16 protein-coding genes and 1 tRNA gene are annotated in these 18,128 nt (G+C 66.9%); 9 read left to right on the top strand and 8 right to left on the bottom strand.

Annotation, left to right across the window (positions count from 1 at the left end):
• The gene (locus HNP52_RS09930; protein WP_184168274.1) at positions 1-423 is read right to left on the bottom strand and encodes an MAPEG family protein; all 423 of its coding nucleotides are present in this window, start codon (positions 421-423) and stop codon (positions 1-3) included.
• 109 nt (positions 424-532) lie between these two features.
• Between HNP52_RS09930 and HNP52_RS09925 the strand changes: the two genes are divergently transcribed.
• From HNP52_RS09925 to HNP52_RS09890, 8 genes are all read left to right on the top strand, one after another.
• The gene (locus HNP52_RS09925; protein ID WP_184166237.1) at positions 533-3,211 is read left to right on the top strand and encodes a valine--tRNA ligase; all 2,679 of its coding nucleotides are present in this window, start codon (positions 533-535) and stop codon (positions 3,209-3,211) included.
• A gap of 189 nt (positions 3,212-3,400) precedes the next feature.
• Positions 3,401-4,441: a choice-of-anchor A family protein gene (locus HNP52_RS09920; RefSeq protein WP_184166234.1), complete on the top strand. Its 1,041-nt coding sequence runs from the start codon at positions 3,401-3,403 to the stop codon at positions 4,439-4,441.
• A gap of 71 nt (positions 4,442-4,512) precedes the next feature.
• The gene (locus HNP52_RS09915) at positions 4,513-5,961 is read left to right on the top strand and encodes an MATE family efflux transporter (RefSeq protein ID WP_184166231.1); all 1,449 of its coding nucleotides are present in this window, start codon (positions 4,513-4,515) and stop codon (positions 5,959-5,961) included.
• An 18-nt stretch (positions 5,962-5,979) separates the two neighbouring features.
• Entirely contained in the window at positions 5,980-6,966 is a 987-nt protein-coding gene (gene hemB, locus HNP52_RS09910; RefSeq protein ID WP_184166228.1) for a porphobilinogen synthase, read from the top strand.
• The gene (locus HNP52_RS09905) at positions 6,963-7,499 is read left to right on the top strand and encodes a GNAT family N-acetyltransferase (RefSeq protein ID WP_184166225.1); all 537 of its coding nucleotides are present in this window, start codon (positions 6,963-6,965) and stop codon (positions 7,497-7,499) included. The genes hemB and HNP52_RS09905 overlap by 4 nt, the downstream gene beginning before the upstream one ends.
• A complete protein-coding gene (locus HNP52_RS09900; RefSeq protein ID WP_184166222.1) occupies positions 7,496-8,056 on the top strand; it encodes a GNAT family N-acetyltransferase in 561 nt (186 codons plus the stop codon). The genes HNP52_RS09905 and HNP52_RS09900 overlap by 4 nt, the downstream gene beginning before the upstream one ends.
• On the top strand, positions 8,053-8,586 hold the full coding sequence (locus tag HNP52_RS09895) for a GNAT family N-acetyltransferase (RefSeq protein WP_311768438.1): 534 nt from the start codon (positions 8,053-8,055) through the stop codon (positions 8,584-8,586). The genes HNP52_RS09900 and HNP52_RS09895 overlap by 4 nt, the downstream gene beginning before the upstream one ends.
• 167 nt (positions 8,587-8,753) lie before the next feature.
• A complete protein-coding gene (locus HNP52_RS09890; RefSeq protein ID WP_184166219.1) occupies positions 8,754-11,036 on the top strand; it encodes a fused MFS/spermidine synthase in 2,283 nt (760 codons plus the stop codon).
• A gap of 3 nt (positions 11,037-11,039) precedes the next feature.
• Here the strand turns inward: HNP52_RS09890 and HNP52_RS09885 are convergent, their stop codons facing one another.
• Entirely contained in the window at positions 11,040-11,537 is a 498-nt protein-coding gene (locus HNP52_RS09885; RefSeq protein ID WP_184166216.1) for a hypothetical protein, read from the bottom strand.
• A gap of 82 nt (positions 11,538-11,619) precedes the next feature.
• Between HNP52_RS09885 and HNP52_RS09880 the strand changes: the two genes are divergently transcribed.
• Positions 11,620-11,696 (top strand) — tRNA-Arg (locus HNP52_RS09880).
• Positions 11,697-11,857: 161 nt separating this feature from the next.
• On the opposite strand, the gene HNP52_RS09875 is transcribed toward HNP52_RS09880, so the two are convergent.
• The 6 genes from HNP52_RS09875 to HNP52_RS09850 form a co-directional block, all read right to left on the bottom strand.
• Positions 11,858-13,159 carry a sensor histidine kinase KdpD gene (locus tag HNP52_RS09875; RefSeq protein WP_184166213.1) on the bottom strand — a complete coding sequence of 434 codons (1,302 nt, stop codon included), beginning with the start codon at positions 13,157-13,159 and terminating at the stop codon, positions 11,858-11,860.
• Between the two features lie 71 nt (positions 13,160-13,230).
• Complete coding sequence (locus HNP52_RS09870; RefSeq protein WP_184166210.1) at positions 13,231-13,443, bottom strand: hypothetical protein; 213 nt, start codon at positions 13,441-13,443, stop codon at positions 13,231-13,233.
• A 51-nt stretch (positions 13,444-13,494) separates the two neighbouring features.
• A complete protein-coding gene (locus HNP52_RS09865) occupies positions 13,495-14,754 on the bottom strand; it encodes an N-succinylarginine dihydrolase (protein ID WP_184166207.1) in 1,260 nt (419 codons plus the stop codon).
• Complete coding sequence (locus HNP52_RS09860) at positions 14,754-15,764, bottom strand: arginine N-succinyltransferase (protein ID WP_184166204.1); 1,011 nt, start codon at positions 15,762-15,764, stop codon at positions 14,754-14,756. Before HNP52_RS09860 ends, HNP52_RS09865 begins: the two co-directional genes overlap by 1 nt.
• On the bottom strand, positions 15,761-16,969 hold the full coding sequence (locus HNP52_RS09855; protein ID WP_184166201.1) for a hydrolase: 1,209 nt from the start codon (positions 16,967-16,969) through the stop codon (positions 15,761-15,763). Before HNP52_RS09855 ends, HNP52_RS09860 begins: the two co-directional genes overlap by 4 nt.
• Before the next feature lie 185 nt (positions 16,970-17,154).
• Entirely contained in the window at positions 17,155-18,045 is an 891-nt protein-coding gene (locus tag HNP52_RS09850; protein ID WP_260396045.1) for a YdiY family protein, read from the bottom strand.
• Between the last annotated feature and the right edge of the window lie 83 nt (positions 18,046-18,128).

Here is an 18,128-nt window from a genome sequence, read left to right as displayed (position 1 = left end):
CTACCCCAGGAGGGTGTTCGCCCCGATGCCGAGTGCCAGCGACGGCCACAGCATCATCAGGATGCCGGCCAGGCTGGCCAGGAACACGATCGTCCGCAGCACCGGGACACCCGCGGCGTACAGCGGCAGGTAGACGATCCGCCCGCCCAGCCAGAGCAGAGCGCCGAGCTGAGTCCAGAAGGTCTGCGTTCCGGTGATGCTGAGCGCGACCACCGCGATGATCGCCAGCGGGAAGGTCTCGAAGAAATTGGCCTGGGCGCGGCTCATCCGCCCGACGATCGGGGCGGGGGGCGGCAGTTCCTCGTCACGGGCGCCCATGTTCCATTTGGTGCCATATTGCCGGGTCTTCACCTGCGCGGCACCGAAGATGTGCACCAGCGCCAACAGGCAGCTCCACACCAGCACGGTCATTTCCAGACGCATCATCGCCTCCCTCCTCGGCTTGGTCGTTACGCATTTGTATCAACAACCTGCATTATCCGCGAGTTTTGTATCGACCCGGGGCCCGGCTCGCCGCTAAAGCCGCTCGATCATGAGCGAACTCCCCAAGACCTTCGACCCCGCCGAACTCGAATCCCGCTGGTACCAGCATTGGGAAGCCAATGGCCTGTTCCGCCCCGAGCGGGACGGCGCCGATCCCTGGACGCTGGTAAACCCGCCGCCCAACGTGACGGGCAGCCTGCATATCGGCCATGCGCTCGACAACACGCTGCAGGACATCCTGGTCCGCCATGCCCGGCTGAAGGGCAAGGACGCGCGCTGGGTGGTCGGCACCGACCATGCCGGCATCGCGACCCAGATGGTCGTCGAGCGCCAGATGAACCTCAAGCAGCAGAAGCGCACCGACTTCACGCGCGAGGAATTCGTCGCGAAGGTCTGGGAGTGGAAGGAAGAGAGCGGCGGCGAGATCACGCAGCAGCTCCGCCGGCTCGGCTGCTCGATGGACTGGTCCGAAGAGCGCTTCACCATGGACGAGGGCTTCTCCAAGGCCGTCCTCAAGGTGTTCGTCGAGCTGCACCGACAGAAGCTGCTTTATCGTGACAAGCGCCTGGTGAACTGGGATCCGGGCCTCGGCACCGCGATCAGCGACCTCGAGGTCGAGACCAAGGACGTCAAGGGCAGCTTCTGGCACTTGAAATACCCGCTCGCCGACGGATCGGGCTTCATCGAGGTCGCGACCACCCGCCCCGAGACGATGCTGGCCGACATGGCCGTGGCGGTGAACGCCGAGGACACGCGCTATACCGCGCTGGTCGGCAAGATGGTCAAGCTGCCGATCACCGGCCGCCTGATCCCGATCATCACCGACGAGCATGCCGATCCCGAACTCGGCTCGGGCGCGGTCAAGATCACCCCGGGGCATGACTTCAACGACTTCGAAGTCGGCCGCCGCGCCGGGATCGAGGCGCGCGACATGCTCAACATGCTCGACGCCAAGGCCCGCATCACCCAGACCTCCGACGGGCTGATCCCCGCCGAACTGCTCGGCATCGATCGGTTCGAGGCACGCAAGCTCGTCGTCGCGCGGCTGAAGGAAGAGGGCTTCCTGATCCCGCATGTCGACAAGGACGGCGAGGAGCATGACGCCGAGCCGCGCACGATCGCGACGCCGTTCGGCGATCGCTCGGGCGACGTGATCGAGCCCTGGCTGACCGATCAATGGTATGTCGATGCCGCGACGCTCGCCAAGCCGGCGATCGAGGCAGTCCGCTCGGGTGCGACCAAGATCGTGCCGAAGAGCTGGGAAAAGACCTATTTCAACTGGATGGAGAACATCCAGCCCTGGTGCGTCTCGCGTCAGCTCTGGTGGGGCCACCAGATCCCGGCCTGGTTCGACGCAGACGGCACCGCCTATGTCGCCGAGACCGAGGCGGAAGCCCAGGCGCAGGCGGGCGAGGGCGTTGCGCTCACCCGTGATCCGGACGTCCTCGACACCTGGTTCTCCTCGGCGCTCTGGCCCTTCGCGACGATGGGTTGGCCGGAGAACCCCGATCCCACGCTCGGCGGGCGCTATCCCAATGACGTGCTGATCTCGGGATTCGACATCCTGTTCTTCTGGGATGCCCGCATGATGATGCAGGGTTTGCACTTCATGAAGGCAGTGCCCTTCAAGACCTTGTATCTCCACGGCCTTGTCCGCGCGGCGGACGGGGGGAAGATGTCCAAGTCGAAGGGCAATGTCGTCAATCCGCTCGGGCTGATCGACGATTACGGCGCCGATGCGCTGCGCTTCTTCATGGCGGCGATGGAAAGCCAGGGCCGCGACATCAAGATGGATGAGAAGCGGATCGAAGGCTATCGCAACTTCGCGACCAAGCTGTGGAACGCCGCGCGCTTCGCCCAGTCGAACGGCATCTCGGCCTCGACCACGATCGAGGCGCCCGAGGCGAACCTGGCGGTCAATCGCTGGATCATCGCCGAGACGGTCGCCACCGTGCAGGCGCTCGACCTGGCGCTGGCCGATCTGCGCTTCGACGAAGCCGCGAACACGATCTACCAGTTCGTCTGGAGCCGCTTCTGCGACTGGTATCTCGAGCTGATCAAGCCGGTGCTGCAGGGCGAGGGCGCCGAGGGCGCAGAGGAGACCCGTGCGGTCGCCGGCTGGGTGCTCGACCAGATCCTGGTCATGCTCCACCCGTTCATGCCCTTCATCACCGAAGAGCTGTGGTCGAAGATGGGCCCGCGCGATCATGAGCTGATCGTCGCCAAGTGGCCGATGGCCGATGCCCGCGCGCTCGATCCCTCGGCCGCGCAGGAGATCGACTGGCTGATCCGGCTGGTCAGCGAGATCCGCGCCGCCCGCACCGAGCTCAACGTGCCACCGGGCGCGCGCCTGCCGATCTTCGTGCGCGATGCTTCGGCAGAGACCACCGCGCGCCTCGGTCGCCAGGACGCGGCGCTGGCGCGTCTCGCCCGTGTCGACCAGGCTTCGGGCGAAGTGCCCGCCGGCGGTTCGCTGCAGATCGTCGTCGACGAGGCGACCTTCGTGGTGCCGCTCGGCGACGTGGTCGACATCGAAGCCGAGAAGACCCGCCTCGCCAAGGCGATCGCCGCGGCGGAGAAGGAGCGGGACGGGCTTGCCGGTCGCCTCAACAACCCGAGCTTCGTCGAGAAGGCCAAGCCCGAGGCAGTCGAGAAGGCCCGCGCCGACCATGCCGAAAAGGCCGCCGAGGCCGAGCGCTTGAGCGCGGCGCTGGCCCGTCTAGGCTAATCTCTGTTACGTCATCCCCGCCTTCGCGGGGATGACGATGTTTGGGTTGGGATGACAGTCTGGGTCGGGGATGAGTGTCGTTTCGTTGCTGCTCCCGATACGGGACGCCGTTAACCAAGCTTCGCAATTTCCCTGCTGCGGTGCAGCGTCTTTAACCAACTTCGAGTCGTACCCCCCTCGGAGTTCTCCATGAGCCGCTTCCTGATGTCCGCCGGCGTCGCTGCCGTGGCGCTGTTCGCCGCTGCACCCGCTTCCGCCCAGTCCGTTGCCGGGCTTGATGCACTGCGGACCTGGAACCTGGTGGTGCTCGGCGACCTGACCTCGTCGTCGGAAGTCGAGGGGCGCACCTTTGTCGGCGGCAACCTCAACGGCAATTCGTCCAACTACCAGATCGCCAATCCGACCCCGAGCCCGCTCGGTATTCCCGGCCTCACCGTGGTCGGCGACGTCAACGGATCGACCAAGAACCTCAACAACGGTTCGGGCGCGGTGATCGGCGGCAACGTCAACAGCGGCTTCAACCTGAACGGCGCGGCGCAGACGGTGAAGGTCGGCGGCACGATCGCCAACACCAACGTCAACCAGAACACGGTCCAGTCCGGCCTGGCGGCGAGCGACCCCAGCTTCTCGGTAAACCTCAAGCAGCAGGGCAGCCTCCTAAGCTCAAGCCTGACCGATCTTTCGAAGACGCTGGGCGGCCTCGACGCGAACAGCAACCTGGTGATCGCCGGCAATCGCGGCACGTTCAACGCCGTGCCGAACGCCGACGGCGTCGCGGTGTTCAACATCAGCGCGGCCGATCTCGACAAGATCGGCGAGATCCAGTTCAATCTGAACGGCGCCGACACCGCGATCGTCAATGTCAGCGGCGCGAACATCAACCTGAACGACAATTTCCTCGGGGGCACCCAGGGGCTGGGCGAGCATGTCATCTGGAACTTCCCCGACGCCACGACGCTGAACGCCAGCACGGCCTGGGGCGGCTCGGTCCTCGCGCCCACGGCCGCGGCGACCACGGGCAATTACATCCAGGGTTCGGCGGTGTTCGGCAGCCTCACCCAGAATGGCGAGTTCCACCTCGGCACCTATACCGGCACCTACAACCCGCCCAGCACCGGCAACCCGGGCGGCGGCGGCCCGAGCCCGATCCCGGGCGAGGCAGTCGGCCTGTTCGCTCTCGGCGCGATCGGGCTCTGGGCTACCCGCCGCCGGCGCACTCGGGTAGCTTGACCTGATCGCTGGCCAGTGCTGGTGAAGGGCAGGCGGGAAGGCATGCTTCCCGCCCAAGTGAAGCGAGCATCATGGCCGGCCCTCCTCCCAGACACGACCTGACCCAGGGCCCGATCGGCCGCACCCTGCTTCTGTTCGCGCTGCCGACGCTCGGCTCGAACATCCTCCAATCGCTCAACGGCTCGATCAACACGATCTGGGTCGGCCGCTTCCTCGGCGAGCAGGCGCTGGCCGCGACGGCCAATGCCAACATCATCATGTTCCTGATGTTCTCGGCGGTGTTCGGCTTCGGCATGGCCGCGACGATCCTGATCGGCCAGTCGATGGGCCGCCGCGACGTGGAGGCCGCGCGCCGGGCCTTCGGCTCCGCGATCGGACTGGTGATGGGCGGTGCCTGCCTGATCGCGATCATCGGCTGGGTCTTCGCGCCGCAGATCCTCCGCCTGCTCGCCACGCCGGGCGAAGCGCAGCAGATGGCGCTGGCCTATCTGCGCGTGATCTTCCTCGGCCTGCCATTCTCGATGCTCGGCGTGCTGATCCAGATGAGCCTGCGCGGCACCGGCGACTCGGTCACCCCGCTCTGGTTCATGGTGCTGAGCGTGATCATCGATGCGGGGCTCAACCCGCTGCTGATCGACGGGATCGGACCATTCCCGCGCATGGGCATCGCCGGCTCGGCCACCGCCACGCTGATCGCGGGCGTGGTCTCCAGCCTCGGCCTGCTCGCCTATGTCTATTGGCGCGACCTGCCAGTGCGGCTGCGCGGCCCCGAGCTGCGCTACCTGATCCCCGAAGGCGCGCTGGTCCGCACGATCGTCGCCAAGGGCCTGCCGATGGGTGCGCAGATGCTGGTGATGTCCACCGCCGGCCTCACCATGGTCGGGCTGGTCAACCGGCTCGGCGTCGATACCGCCGCGGCGTACGGCGTCTCGCAGCAGCTCTGGACCTATATCCAGATGCCGGCGATGGCGATCGGCGTCGCGGTGTCGGGCATGGCCGCGCAGAATATCGGTGCGGGCAAATGGGACCGCGTCGGCGCGATCACCCGATCGGGCCTGGTCTTCAACACCATCGTCACGCTGATCGTGATCGTCGCGATCATCCTGTTCGATCGTCCGGTAATGGCGCTGTTCGTCGGCTCGGAGAGCCCGGCCATCCCCATTGCCCGCCATATCCAGCTGCTTGCCAGTTGGACCTTCCTGATGTTCGGCGCGACGATGGTGCTGTTCTCCACCGTGCGCGCCAATGGCGCCACCGTGCCGCCGCTCGTCATCCTGGCGTTCACGCTGTTCCCGATCCGCTTCGGCTTCGCGTTCTTCGGCCAGCGCTGGTTCGGCACCGATGCGCTGTGGCTTTCCTTCCCGATCGGATCGGCCTTCTCGCTGCTCTTCGCCGCGCTCTACTATCGCTATGGTCGCTGGCGCTCGCAGGTGCTGGAGGTGCCGCCCGAGCCGGAAAAGGTCGAGGAAGAGACGCTGGCGACCACCGAACCCGCCGGGCGCTTGCAACCCAATTGCTGAGGGCGCATCAGCCCCAGCATGAGTCAGTATCCCGCACTCCGCCTCCGCCGCACCCGCGCCTCCGAATGGAGCCGCCGGATGCATGCGGAAACCGTGCTCACCCCGGCCAACCTGATCTGGCCGCTCTTCGTCACCGAAGGGGAAGGGGAGGAGCCGATCGCCTCGCTGCCCGGCGTCTCGCGCTGGGGGCTGAACGGCATCGCGGACCGCGCTCGCGAAGCGCGCGACCTGGGCATTCCCTGCCTGGCGCTGTTCCCGAACACGCCGCGCGAACTGCGCACCGATGACGGGCGCGAGGCGCTCAACCCCGACAACCTGATGTGCCGGGCGATCAAGACGATCAAGGACGCGGTGCCCGATATCGGCGTGCTTACCGATGTCGCGCTCGATCCCTATACCGCGCACGGCCATGACGGCATCGTCGATGCGAACGGCTATGTCCTCAACGACGAGACCAGTGCGGTGCTGGTCGACCAGGCGCTGGTCCAGGCCGAGGCGGGGGCCGACATCGTCGCCCCGTCGGACATGATGGACGGCCGTGTCGGCGCGATCCGCGCGGCGCTGGAGGCGAACGGCCACGTCAACGTCCAGATCATGGCCTATGCCGCGAAATATGCCTCGGCCTTTTACGGCCCGTTCCGCGACGCGGTCGGCTCGCGCGGGCTGCTCAAGGGCGACAAGAAGACCTATCAGATGGACCCGGCCAATGCCGAGGAAGCGTTGCGCGAAGTCGCGCTCGACATCGCCGAGGGTGCCGACAGCGTGATGGTCAAGCCGGGCCTGCCCTATCTCGACATCATCCTGCGGGTGAAGAGCGAGTTCCAGGTGCCGGTCTTCGCCTATCAGGTGAGCGGTGAGTATGCGATGATCGAGGCCGCGGCAACAGCAGGCGCCGGCGAGCGCGAGGCGCTGGTGCTCGAGACGCTGATGGCCTTCCGCCGCGCCGGCTGCTCGGGCGTGCTCACCTATCACGCGCCGCTGGCGGCGAAGCTGCTCGCCCGGTGATCGAGACCGCCCGCCTGCGCCTTCGCCCCTGGGTCGAGGCCGACAAGCCGGTGTTCCATGCCCTCGCCAATACGCCGGCGATGATGGAGCATTTCGGCGGCCCGGTGCCCCAGGCCAAGCATGACGCGATCATCGACAAGATGATCGACCAGCAGGCGCGCCACGGCCATTGCATGTGGCTGGTCGAGATCCGCGAGACCGGCGAGATGGCGGGGGTCTGCGGCGTCCGCATCGGCGGGCATCCGAACACGCCGGTATCCGACGAGCTCGAGATCGGCTGGCGGATCGGCGAGAAATTCTGGGGACAGGGTATCGCGCGCGAGGCGGCCGAGGCCAGCATCGCCTGGGGCTGGGCCAATACCGATCGCTCGCGCATCGCCGCCTGGACGGTGATCGGCAACACGCGCAGCTGGGGACTGATGGAGCGGCTCGGCATGCGCCGCCGCACCGATCTCGACTTCCGCCACCCCGATTTCGCGCCCGAGGACCCCTTCGGCGCGATGATCGTCTACGCGATCGACCGCCCGGCATGATCGAGACGGAGCGTCTCCGCCTGCGGCCCTGGAGGCCGGAGGACCGCCCGGCGTTCGATGCGATGCTCAATACCGGGCCGATGATGCGGCACCTGGGTGGGATCCAGCCCCCGGCGAAGATGGACGCGATGTTCGAGCGCCGGCTGAACGATCATGCCCATTTCGGCCATTGCTACTGGGCCACCGAATTGCGCGAGACCGGCGAGCTGATCGGCAGCTGCGGCATCCGCATCGCATCGGACTATCCCCCGGGTGCGCTGGTCGCCGGCATGCCGGAGATCGGCTGGCGGATCGCGGAGCCGCATTGGGGCAGGGGCTATGCCCGCGAGGCGATCGAGGCGAGCATCGCCTGGGGCTGGGCCAATCTCGATGCGCGGGCAATCGGGGCCTGGACCACGATCGAAAACCAGGCGAGCTGGGGCCTGATGGAGCGGCTGGGCATGACCCGCCGGCCCGATCTCGATTTCCACCACCAGGGCTATCCGCCCGAAGATCCCGTCGGCGCGCAGATCGTCTATATCCTGACGCGCCCCGGAACGACCGATCAGGACGCATGATGATCGAAACCACCCGCCTGATCCTCCGCCGCTGGCAGGACAGCGATCGCCCTGCCTGGCACGCCATGGGCCGGGATCCGGCAGTGATGGAATTCCTCGGCCCGCCGCTCAGTGCCGAGGATGCCGATGCCGCAATGGCGCGCCAGAACGCCTTCCTCGACACGCATGGTCATTGCTTCTGGGCGATCGAGCGCAAGGAAGACGGTGCCTTTCTCGGCTTTTGCGGGCTCAAGCCAGGGCCCGAGGGCACGCCATTGTTCGGGCAGATCGAGATCGGCTGGCGCCTCGCCGCCGCCGGCTGGGGCAAGGGCTATGCCCGCGAAGCCGCGCAGGCCAGCCTGGACTGGGCATGGGCAAATCTCGATACGCCGCAAGTCGCGGCGATGACGGTGCTGGGCAACACTCGCAGCTGGGGCCTGATGGAGCGCCTTGGCATGGCCCGCGCGCACGACGAGGACTTCATCCACCCCAATGCGCCCGACTGGCTCAACCCGCACATCACCTATCGGATCGCGCGCCCGGCGGACTGATGGCGCGGCGCAAAAGGTAGCGGAAACATCCTGGCCCTTTACTAGCGGGGCGTCCTCTGCTTGCCTCCGCGGCATGTTCGTTACGTATCCTGCACAATCCTTCCCCCAACCTCGGTTCAGCGATCGGCAAGCCGAATCGGCCCAGAGCGGCACGGGGCGCTGACGGGATGGAGGGCAGCATCGAAGACGTGACGCCACAGGCCGGATCGCGCACCACGCGCTGGCTGTTCGTGGCAGCGATCCTCACCGGATCCTTCCTGCTCTTCCTCGTCCAGCCCATGGTCGCGCGCATGGCACTGCCGCGGCTCGGCGGCGCGCCGGCGGTGTGGAACAGCGCGATGCTGGTCTACCAGGCGCTGCTGCTCGGCGGCTATGCCTATGCGCACTGGCTCGGCCGTGTGCCGCCGCGCATGCAGGCGAGCATCCATATCGGCGTACTGATCGTCGCCGCGCTCTGGTTGCCGATCGGCGTGAGCGCCACCGAGTTGCCGGGCGACGCCGAGCCCGCGATCTGGGTGCCCTGGCTGCTCATCGCCTCAATCGGCCCGCTCTTCTTCGCCATCTCGGCCCAGGCGCCCTTGCTCCAGCGCTGGTACAGCCTGGCCAGCCATGGCCGGGATCCGTACGCGCTCTACGCAGCGTCCAATATCGGCAGCTTCGGCGGGCTGATCGCCTATCCGCTGATCGTCGAGCCGACATTGGCGCTCAAGGGGCAGAGCTGGCTGTGGACCGCCGGCTATGTCCTGGTGCTCGCACTGGTCGCCACCTGCGCCGCCCGCCTGCCGCGCCAGGCCGAGGGCGAGCCACATGTCGCGCATCACACGCCCGCGCCGCCGCGCCGCCGGGTGCTGCACTGGATCATTCTGGCCTTTGTCCCTTCGGGACTGATGCTGGCCACCACCACCTTCCTCACCACCGATATCGTCGCGGTGCCGATGCTGTGGGTGCTGCCGCTCGGCCTCTACCTGCTCAGCTTCTCCGTCGCCTTCGGCGACAATGCGGTGCTGCCCGACATCCTCACCCGCTTCGCGCCGGTGATCATCCTGATGTTCGGTGCCACGCTGATCGCCGGGCACCAGCAGCTTGCCTATCTCAATGCGCTCATCGGCCTGCTGCTGCTGTTCACCGTCTCGGTGACGCTGCATGCACGCATGTATGCCCTGCGCCCGGCACCGGACCGGCTGACCGGCTTCTACCTCGCCATGTCGTTCGGCGGCGTGCTGGGCGGCGTGTTCGCGGGTCTGCTTGCACCGATCCTGTTCGACTGGACCTATGAATATCCGCTGCTGGTGTTCGCCGCCGGCGTCCTCAGCCCGCAGATCTTCCTGCTGCCGGTGATCCGCGATTTCTGGCGGCACGGTGCCAGCGGCAAGACGATCCTGGTCGGCGCACTGGTGGCGCTGCTGGTCTGGATCGGCATCGCCAATCCGGGGCAGCTGCTCGGCGAGATGCATGAGCAGATCGCCTTTGTGCTGGTCGCCGTGCTCGGGCTGGTCGCGGTGGGGCGGCGTCCGGCCTATCTGGCGGCACTGGCGGGCGGGCTGATCCTGTTCGGCGGCTATCGCTCGATCCAGCTCTCGCTCTCCGACGCGCGCACCCGCAGCTATTTCGGTGTCTATACGGTCACCGAATACCGGAACGAGAACCAGCTGGCGCACGGCACCACGTTGCACGGCATCCAGCTCAAGGGCGCGCAGTCGACCCAGCCCACCACCTATTATGTTCCCGGATCAGGCGTGGGGCAGGCGATGCAGGCGCTGCCCGAGCTTTACGGGCCGGCGGCCCGTGTCGGCGTGGTCGGCCTCGGGACTGGCACGCTCGCCTGCTATGCCAAGCCCGGCCAGGCGTGGCGCTTCTTCGAGATCGACCCGGCGATCGTCCAGCTCGCCCGCGATTCGGGGAAGTTCACCTTCCTGCGCCAATGTGCGCCGCAGACCCGGATATCGATCGGCGACGCCCGGGTGCGCCTTACCGAATCGCAGACCGCCAGCCTCGATCTGCTCGCGCTCGACGCCTTTTCGTCCGATTCGGTGCCGATGCACCTGCTCACCCGCCAGGCTTTCGCCACCTATAGCCGGGTGCTGGCGCCGAACGGGTTGCTGCTGGTCCATATCTCGAACCGCTTCATGGCGCTGGCACCGGTGGTGTCCGCGGCGGCGCGTGACGGAGGATGGAAAGCGATTCGCCTCTCCTATGAACCTGCGCCGCATTTCATCGCCACGCCGCTGCCGGGCGGAGGCACCAAGGTGGATCAGGTCGAGCCAAGAGCCGAATCGGCTTCGGAATGGATTGCGCTCAGCCACGATCCCGCGGTGCTGCAGCGGCTGGCGGCACGGGGCGGGGGTTGGCGGCAGCTCAAGAGCTGGCCGGAGTTCCAGCCCTGGACCGATGACTATGCGTCGGTGATCCCGGTGCTGCGCGTGCTGCACCCGGATCTGACGGAAGACTGACCCCTAGTTGCCGGTGCCGCCCAGCGCGGCTTCGAGCGAATCGATTCGGTTCTGCTGCTGGGTGGCCGCCTGGTCGGCTTCCGCGACCGCTGCATCGAGCGCGGGGTAGGGCGGCAAGCCGTCCACACCGCGCTGCGTCGCCAGTTCCTCCAGCTCGGAGAGCACCGAGACCGCCGGGCGGCGCAACTCGGCTAGCGACCCCATCGCCACCTGCGCCTGTAGCCATGCCTCGGAGCCCTGCGGGAGCCCGCGCGAGACCGCGATCTTGGCCTCCGCATCCTGGGCGCCGGCGGTGAATGCCTTGATGCCCTCGGCCAGCGTCCCGCGAATCTCGGCGATTCGCTTGTCGAGTGCCGCGTCGGGCGTTGCCACCACGGCCGGGCGCTCGGGCTCGGCCAGGCTGGTCGATTCAATCGGCCGGGGCAGCAACGAGGGGTAGCGCCCCGTGGATTCGGTGCATCCGGCGAGGGCGGTAAGGCTGAGCAGCAGAATAAATCGCATGAAAGTGCCTTATGCCTGTGGAAAAGTGCACGCAACGGCTTGCGCGATCCAAAAAGCGCTTCTAAAGGCTCCCCTCCACAGCGCACCCGTAGCTCAGCTGGATAGAGCATCAGACTACGAATCTGAGGGTCGGACGTTCGAATCGTTCCGGGTGCGCCAATTAAAACCCCGCTAGGCCAATGGCTTAGCGGGGTTTTTCTGTTTTGGGCTTCTGGCGCCCCTGCGGCGCCTACCAGGCCTCCCGGAAGCCCGCGCAACGAGAAAGCCCCGCCAGACCGGGGTCGGACGGGGCTGGTGTCTGTCGGCCTCTACAGGGCAAATCAGGCGGTAGGCGGGTTGCCTGGGAGGATCACCGTCACGCGCAGGCCGCCGATCGGCGAGCGGCTCGCTTCGATCCGCCCATGGTGCGCCTCAACGATCGCACGCGCCGTCGCCAGGCCAAGGCCGGAGGCGGCCGATTCGTCCGAACGGTCCGAGCTGCGATAAAAGGGCTCGAACAGCCGCTGGGCGAGCATCACGTCGACGCCCGGGGCATTGTCGTCGATGATCAGACGCCAGGCATCGCGCGAGCTCTCCAGGCCAAGCACGATTCGGCCGTTCTTCGGCGTGTAGCGCAACGAATTGTCGATCAGCGCGCCGAACAGCTGCTCGATGCGCGCGCCGTCCCATTTCACGATCACGGTATATTCGGGCAGCGTGCTGGTCTCCAGGCGAACGCCCTGCGCCTCGGCGCGCTTCCTGTCGGCATAGATGGCGTTGTGGATCAGCGCGCGCGGATCGACCTGGGCGAAGCTGACCGGCAGGCGACCGAGATCGGCCAGCGCCACTGCGTTCAGGTCCTCGGCCATGTGGATCAGCCGGCGGGTATCCTCCTCGATCGCGCCGATCAGCTCGGGCGGGAGCGGGGGATCCACCTCGCACAGCTTGATGAAATGCTCGCCCATATTCTCGGTCGGCGTCTTCAGCTCGCCCGAGATCGACACCAGCCAGGTGCGGCGCGCGGTCTCCAGGCGGCTGAACTGGCTGGCGATGCGGCGCAGGTTGCGCATCGTCGCCACCACTTCGGCCGGGCCTTCCTCGTCGAAATAGAGGTCGAGATCGCCGTTCACCACATCGCGGCTCATCCGGTAGAGCTGGAGCTGCGGCTTCGTCCAGCGCCGGGCGAAGACATAGGCCATCACCAGGAGCAGCACGAACAGCACCAGCACGATCGCCGCCACGCCGATATATTGGGTGGCGAGCACCCGGCGATCCTGGTCGTTGAGCTCCGGCGGACGGACGATCTTGGCGGTCGCCACGGTGCGGCCATCGACCTGGACCGGGCGTTCGGCACGCGTGGCGAGGCTGGTGGTCGGGCCGGCGATGGCCTGGCCCTGCGGATCGACGAGCAGCACGCGCCCGGAAAGCGGCCCGGGGAGCTGCGCCACCTGGTCGAGCGGGCGCCCGGCGCGCGCTGCTTCCGCGGCGGTCTGCACGAACGCATCGAGCCGCTCGCGATCACGCTGGGCCAGTTCGGCCTGCTGGCTCTCGTGCATCACGAACACCATCAGGCCGCCCGGCACTACGGCGGCGAGCAGCGCCTGCGCTGCGAGAGAAGAAAATATACCCCGGAACAAACGCACGCGCTCAAAACCTCCCCACAGGCCAGCCCGACGGCCGCTAAACCCCGATCGTTACAGAAACAATTCGCTGGTCAATCCGGAACATCGAAGCTGTCCAGGATCTTGGCGCCTGCCATGAATACAGCAATCGGGCAGAGTGCGAAGAGCATCCAGCCCTCCCACCCGGGAAACTTGCCGAGATAGTGCACGCCGCGCTCCGTCGCGCCGCAGGCAAGGCCGTAGATTACGAGGAACGCCTCGAACTTGGACTTGATCGTGAACAGGCGGCCGATGCGGTAGAACATGCCAGGGGTTAAGCAAGCCCCGGGCCAAGCGCGAAAACGCGTAGTTTCGCGTTAAATTAAGTGGTTACCTGTAAGTAAATCCGACAGGTCCAGCGCTTCCAGCAACGCAGCCCGCGCCGCTTCCACCTGGGCGATCAGCGCGGGATCGGCGATCGAGCCGTACGGGATCGCCTCCGGCCAATGCGCCTCGATCACCGATGCGATGCGATCAAGCTTATCGTCATCGACCAGGAAGCGCGGATCGACCGTCGACGGATCGCAGACCACGCGCAGGCGCAGGCAGGCCGGGCCGCCGCCATTGGCCATGGACTGGCGGACATCTACCACCTCGAGCCGCCGGATCGGGCCATTGCCCGCGACATGCTCCTGCAGCCAGTTCCACACGCTCGGCGTCGCCTGTGCCTCACCGGGCAGCACCAGCGCCATCTCGCCCGAGGGCAGCGTCACCAGCTGTGCGTTGAACAGGTACGACTTGATCGCATCGGCCAGGCTGACCTTCGCCGCGGGCACCTCTACGATCTCGACCTCGGGCAGCATCGCGCGGAGGTCGGCGTAGAAGCGGTCCTTGTCGGCAAAGGCCTGCTCATGCGCAAACAGCACCCGTCCGTTCGCCACTGCGACCACATCGTTGTGGAACGCGCCGGCGGCGATCGCCTCCTCGGACTGCTGGACGAACAGCACGCGTTCCAACCGGTGCTTGCGCGCCACCGCCGCGCTGGCATCGGGATGCTGGCGTGCAGGGAAGGGGCCGCCCGAGATGCCGTAGACGAACACCTCGACACCCGGTGCGCCATGCTCGACGGCAAGCCGCATGTGATTGGCTGCGCCCTCATCCCCGAACGGCGCCGGCACCGGACCGTGCACCGCGAAGGCCGAGTTCGCAAAGGCGAGGCGGAGCTGGGCCAGCGTCTCGGGCCATTCGTGGCTGCGATGCGGCATCGTCACCAGGTTGGCGACGCTCAGATGGCATTTCCCGTCGCCGGTATCGGGCGCCGGCGAGACGGTCGCGGCGTTGGCGGCCCACATCGGCGAAGCGGAGAGCGCCTGTGCCTGGGTGTGCGGCGGCGCGTCCTCGAAACGGGTGCCGAGGCTGGCCAGCCAGCGGTGATCGGGCCGGGCATGGGGGAGGAGGATGCCCTGGGTCAGCCCCAGCGCGATATTCGCGCGCATCTTGGCAATGCCCTGCAGCGCCGCGGCGCGCGGGAACGAGGTCTCGCCCCGGTTGCGCGTCGCCGCCAGGTTGCCATGGCTCAGCCCCGCATAATTATGGCTGGGGCCGATGATCCCGTCGAAATTGATCTCGGTAAGCATCAGCGACCCACATGCATGACTTCGTCGCCCACGCCGACCCCGAGCAGCTCGGAAGTGCGCGGATCGATGACGACGCCGTCACCCTGCGCAGTTACCCGCCCCTGCGTCACCCGGAACCCGGTGAGCCGCCCGGTCGCGACCAGTGCCGCCTCACCGCCCGCCTCGATCGCCGACACCCTGGCGGTCCTGGCATCGCGCACCGTGTTCACCTGGTCGGTCCGCGCGGTCATCGTCGGGCCGCCGTCGAAGATGTCGACATAGCGTTCCCAGGCGAAGCCTTCGCTCTCCAGCATCCGCATCGCGGCCCGGCCCGAGGGGTGCGGCAGGCCGATCACCCCGCGCGCGCTTTCGGAAAGCATCGCGGTATAGATCGGGTGCTTGGGCATCAGGTCGGCGATGAACTGGTTGCCATGGATCGCATTGAAGCTGTCCGCTTCCTGGAAGTTCATCCCGAAGAAGCGCCCGGCGACACCGTCCCAGAAGGGCGAACCGCCTGCCTCGTCGATCACCCCGCGCAGTTCGGCCAGGATCCGCTCGGCGAAGCGCGCGCGGTGGCGGGCGATGAACATGTAGCGGCTACGCGCCAGCAGCATGCCCAGCCCGCCGGCGCGCTCGCCCGGATGCAGGAACAGTCCGCCGACCTCGGAGCAGCCCTCCAGGTCGTTGACCAGGCTCAGCGTCTCGGCACGGAAAGTGCGGCCCAGCTCTTCGCTATGCTTGGTCTCGGTGGCGAGGCGATAGGAATAGAAGGGCCAGCGCTGCCCGACTGCAGTGAAGATCTGGCAGGTGCCGCGCACTTCGCCGGTATCGACATTCTCGAGCACCAGCACGAACACGTCGTCGCCGCTCTCGTCCTCGGCGCGATCGAACGCCGCGTGGCTGCGCGCGAGCTTGGCGCGCAGCACATCCTTCTCGGGCTGCAGATTGGTGAAGCCGCCGCCGGTCAGCTTCGCCATCTCGTAGAGCGCCTGCAGATCTTCGTCGCGGGCGGCACGGATCACGAAACTCATAACTTCCCCTTTTCGGCGATACGCAACATGGTGACAGCGGAAAGCGCGGCGCGCTCGGCCAGGCTTTCCGGGATCAGGAATTCGTCCGGGCTGTGGATCAGGCCGCCGCGCGCGCCCATCGTGTCGACCACCGGCACCCCGCAGGCGGCGATGTTGTTGCCGTCGCACACCCCGCCGGAGAATTTCCAGGCGACCGGAATGCCCAGGTCGGCGCCGGATGCGCGCACAAGTTCGAACAATTTCTCAGCGCCAGCATCCAGCGGCTTGGGCGGGCGGTTGAAACTGCCATGCACATGGATGCGTACGTCATGCTTCACGGAAACGATCGCCACGGCCTGGTCGATGGCGATCCGGGCGCGAGTGATTGCCTCGGCATCCTTGGGCCGGAAATTGACCCGCAGGATCGCCAGTTCTGGCACGACATTGTTGGGGCCGCCCCCGTCGATCTTCGCCGGGTTCACCGCAAGCCCGGGAGCCTTGGCGTCATTGAGCCGCATCGCCAGGTCCGCGGCGGCGACCAGCGCGTTGCGCCCCTCATCGGGGTTACGCCCGGCATGGGCGGACTTGCCGTGGACCACGATCGAGAAATTGCCGGTGCCCCCGCGCGCGCCCGCCAGCGTGCCATCGGGCAGGGCAGGCTCATAGGTGAGCGCGGCAATCTTGCCCTTGGCCGCGCCGGCGATCAGCCCGGCCGACGAGAAGGAGCCGGTCTCCTCGTCCGAATTGATCAGCACCTCATAGCCGATATGCGAGGCGAGCGCACTGCCCTCCACCGCCTCCAGCGCCGCGAGCATCAGGGCGAGCCCGCCCTTCATGTCGGCGGCACCCGGTGCATTGAGGTTGCCATCGGGCAGCCAGGTGTTCGCCTGGAACGGATGATCGGCGCCATAGACCGTGTCCATATGGCCGGTCAGCAGGATCTGCGCCGGCGCGTCGGGACGCACCGCGAGGTGAAGATGATGGCCATGGGCGAGCGGCAGCACCTGGCCGTCAGCGGTCACGCTGTCGGCGGGTTCGGGCTCCACCAGCGTAACTGGGCCGGGCAGGACGGAGAAGGCGTCGGCCAGCGCATCGGCCATGCGGGCGAGCCCCACGATGTTGCGGGTGCCGCTGTTGATCGCCGTCCAGGCCTCCGTCCGCGCCAGCATCGGCGAGACCGCGGCCCTCTCCACTGCCGCGCGTTCTATCTTGGAAAGCTCGGTCATCCACTGGACCTAGCGCGAAATATTATTGCCGTCAGCCCCGCCCAGCAGGGAAAGCCATGCAATTCGGGCATATCGTTCCCCGGCGAAGGCCGGGGCCCAGGGTTTCTCTGCCGGATCGCTTCATGACCCTGGGCCCCGGCTTTCGCCAGCGAACACGCAGGGAAGCAGCCGGCCGAACCCTCAGGTCAGAAATCGACGACCAGTGCCGCGCGGCTGGTGGAGTCGGTGCTCTTGCGCCCGATCGCCGGGGTGCTTTCATATTGCAGCGAGTAGCTGAACTGCGCCGAGAGCGGCCCGAACAGCTTGGTGAGCAGCGCCGACTTGGACGAGACGGTGCTGTTGGCATTCTGCAGATAGGCCGAGGCATTCTGCGTCACCGAGATGCCCTTGGTGATCTTCCAGCCGAAATCCACGCTTCCGCGCGCCGCGGCATTGCTTTCGGCCGGCTGGTCGATGAAGCGGGTGTACCGGAACGCCGGACCCACTTCGAGGTCGAGCTTCACCGCCGGCGACTTGACCGCGCTATAGCCGATCCCGCTCGACAGCGAGACGCGGTCGGAAAAGCCCGAGAAGCGATCACTCTCATATTGCGCGGCGCCGTAGAGATAGGCGCGGTCGTCGAACTTCCAGTTGGGTTCGTACGCTGCGAGATAGCGTTCGCGCGTGGTGATCCCCAGGCTCTCCTGGTAGTCGCCCTGGATACGCAGCTTGTGGCGCCATTCCAGCCCGTCGCGCTTCAGCTCCATCGCCGCCGCGATGCCGACATTCTCGGTATTGCCGGTGGTCACATAGCCGCCAAGCTCGGCATGGCCCTTCACCAGCGCGAAGAAATCGGCGCTGCGGATCTTGGCCTGCGCCTTCTTCGTCCGGGAATCGCGCCAATCGGCCGCGATCCTCACCAGCTGGTCGGCGCCGTCCGGTGCCGCCGTCCGCGCATATTTCACGATCACGGCAACGTCATTCTCGTTGCCCGATTCCATCGCCGCCTCGAGCATCAGCTTGAGTGCCTGCGGAACATTCGCCGTGGCGAGCGCCGCGGCGACACCGTCATCATCGTCATCCAGTGGCATGGCCATCGCCGGCAGGGCAGCAAACAGCAATGGCAGGGCAAGGAGCGAGGCGCGCATGACAGGGTCCGTATCGCCGTTATGGGAGCGAA

It is taken from the genome of Sphingomonas kyeonggiensis, assembly GCF_014204495.1.
GTDB classification, from domain to species: Bacteria; Pseudomonadota; Alphaproteobacteria; order Sphingomonadales; family Sphingomonadaceae; genus Sphingomonas; species Sphingomonas kyeonggiensis_A.
This window is presented reverse-complemented; position numbering and strand designations above follow the sequence as displayed.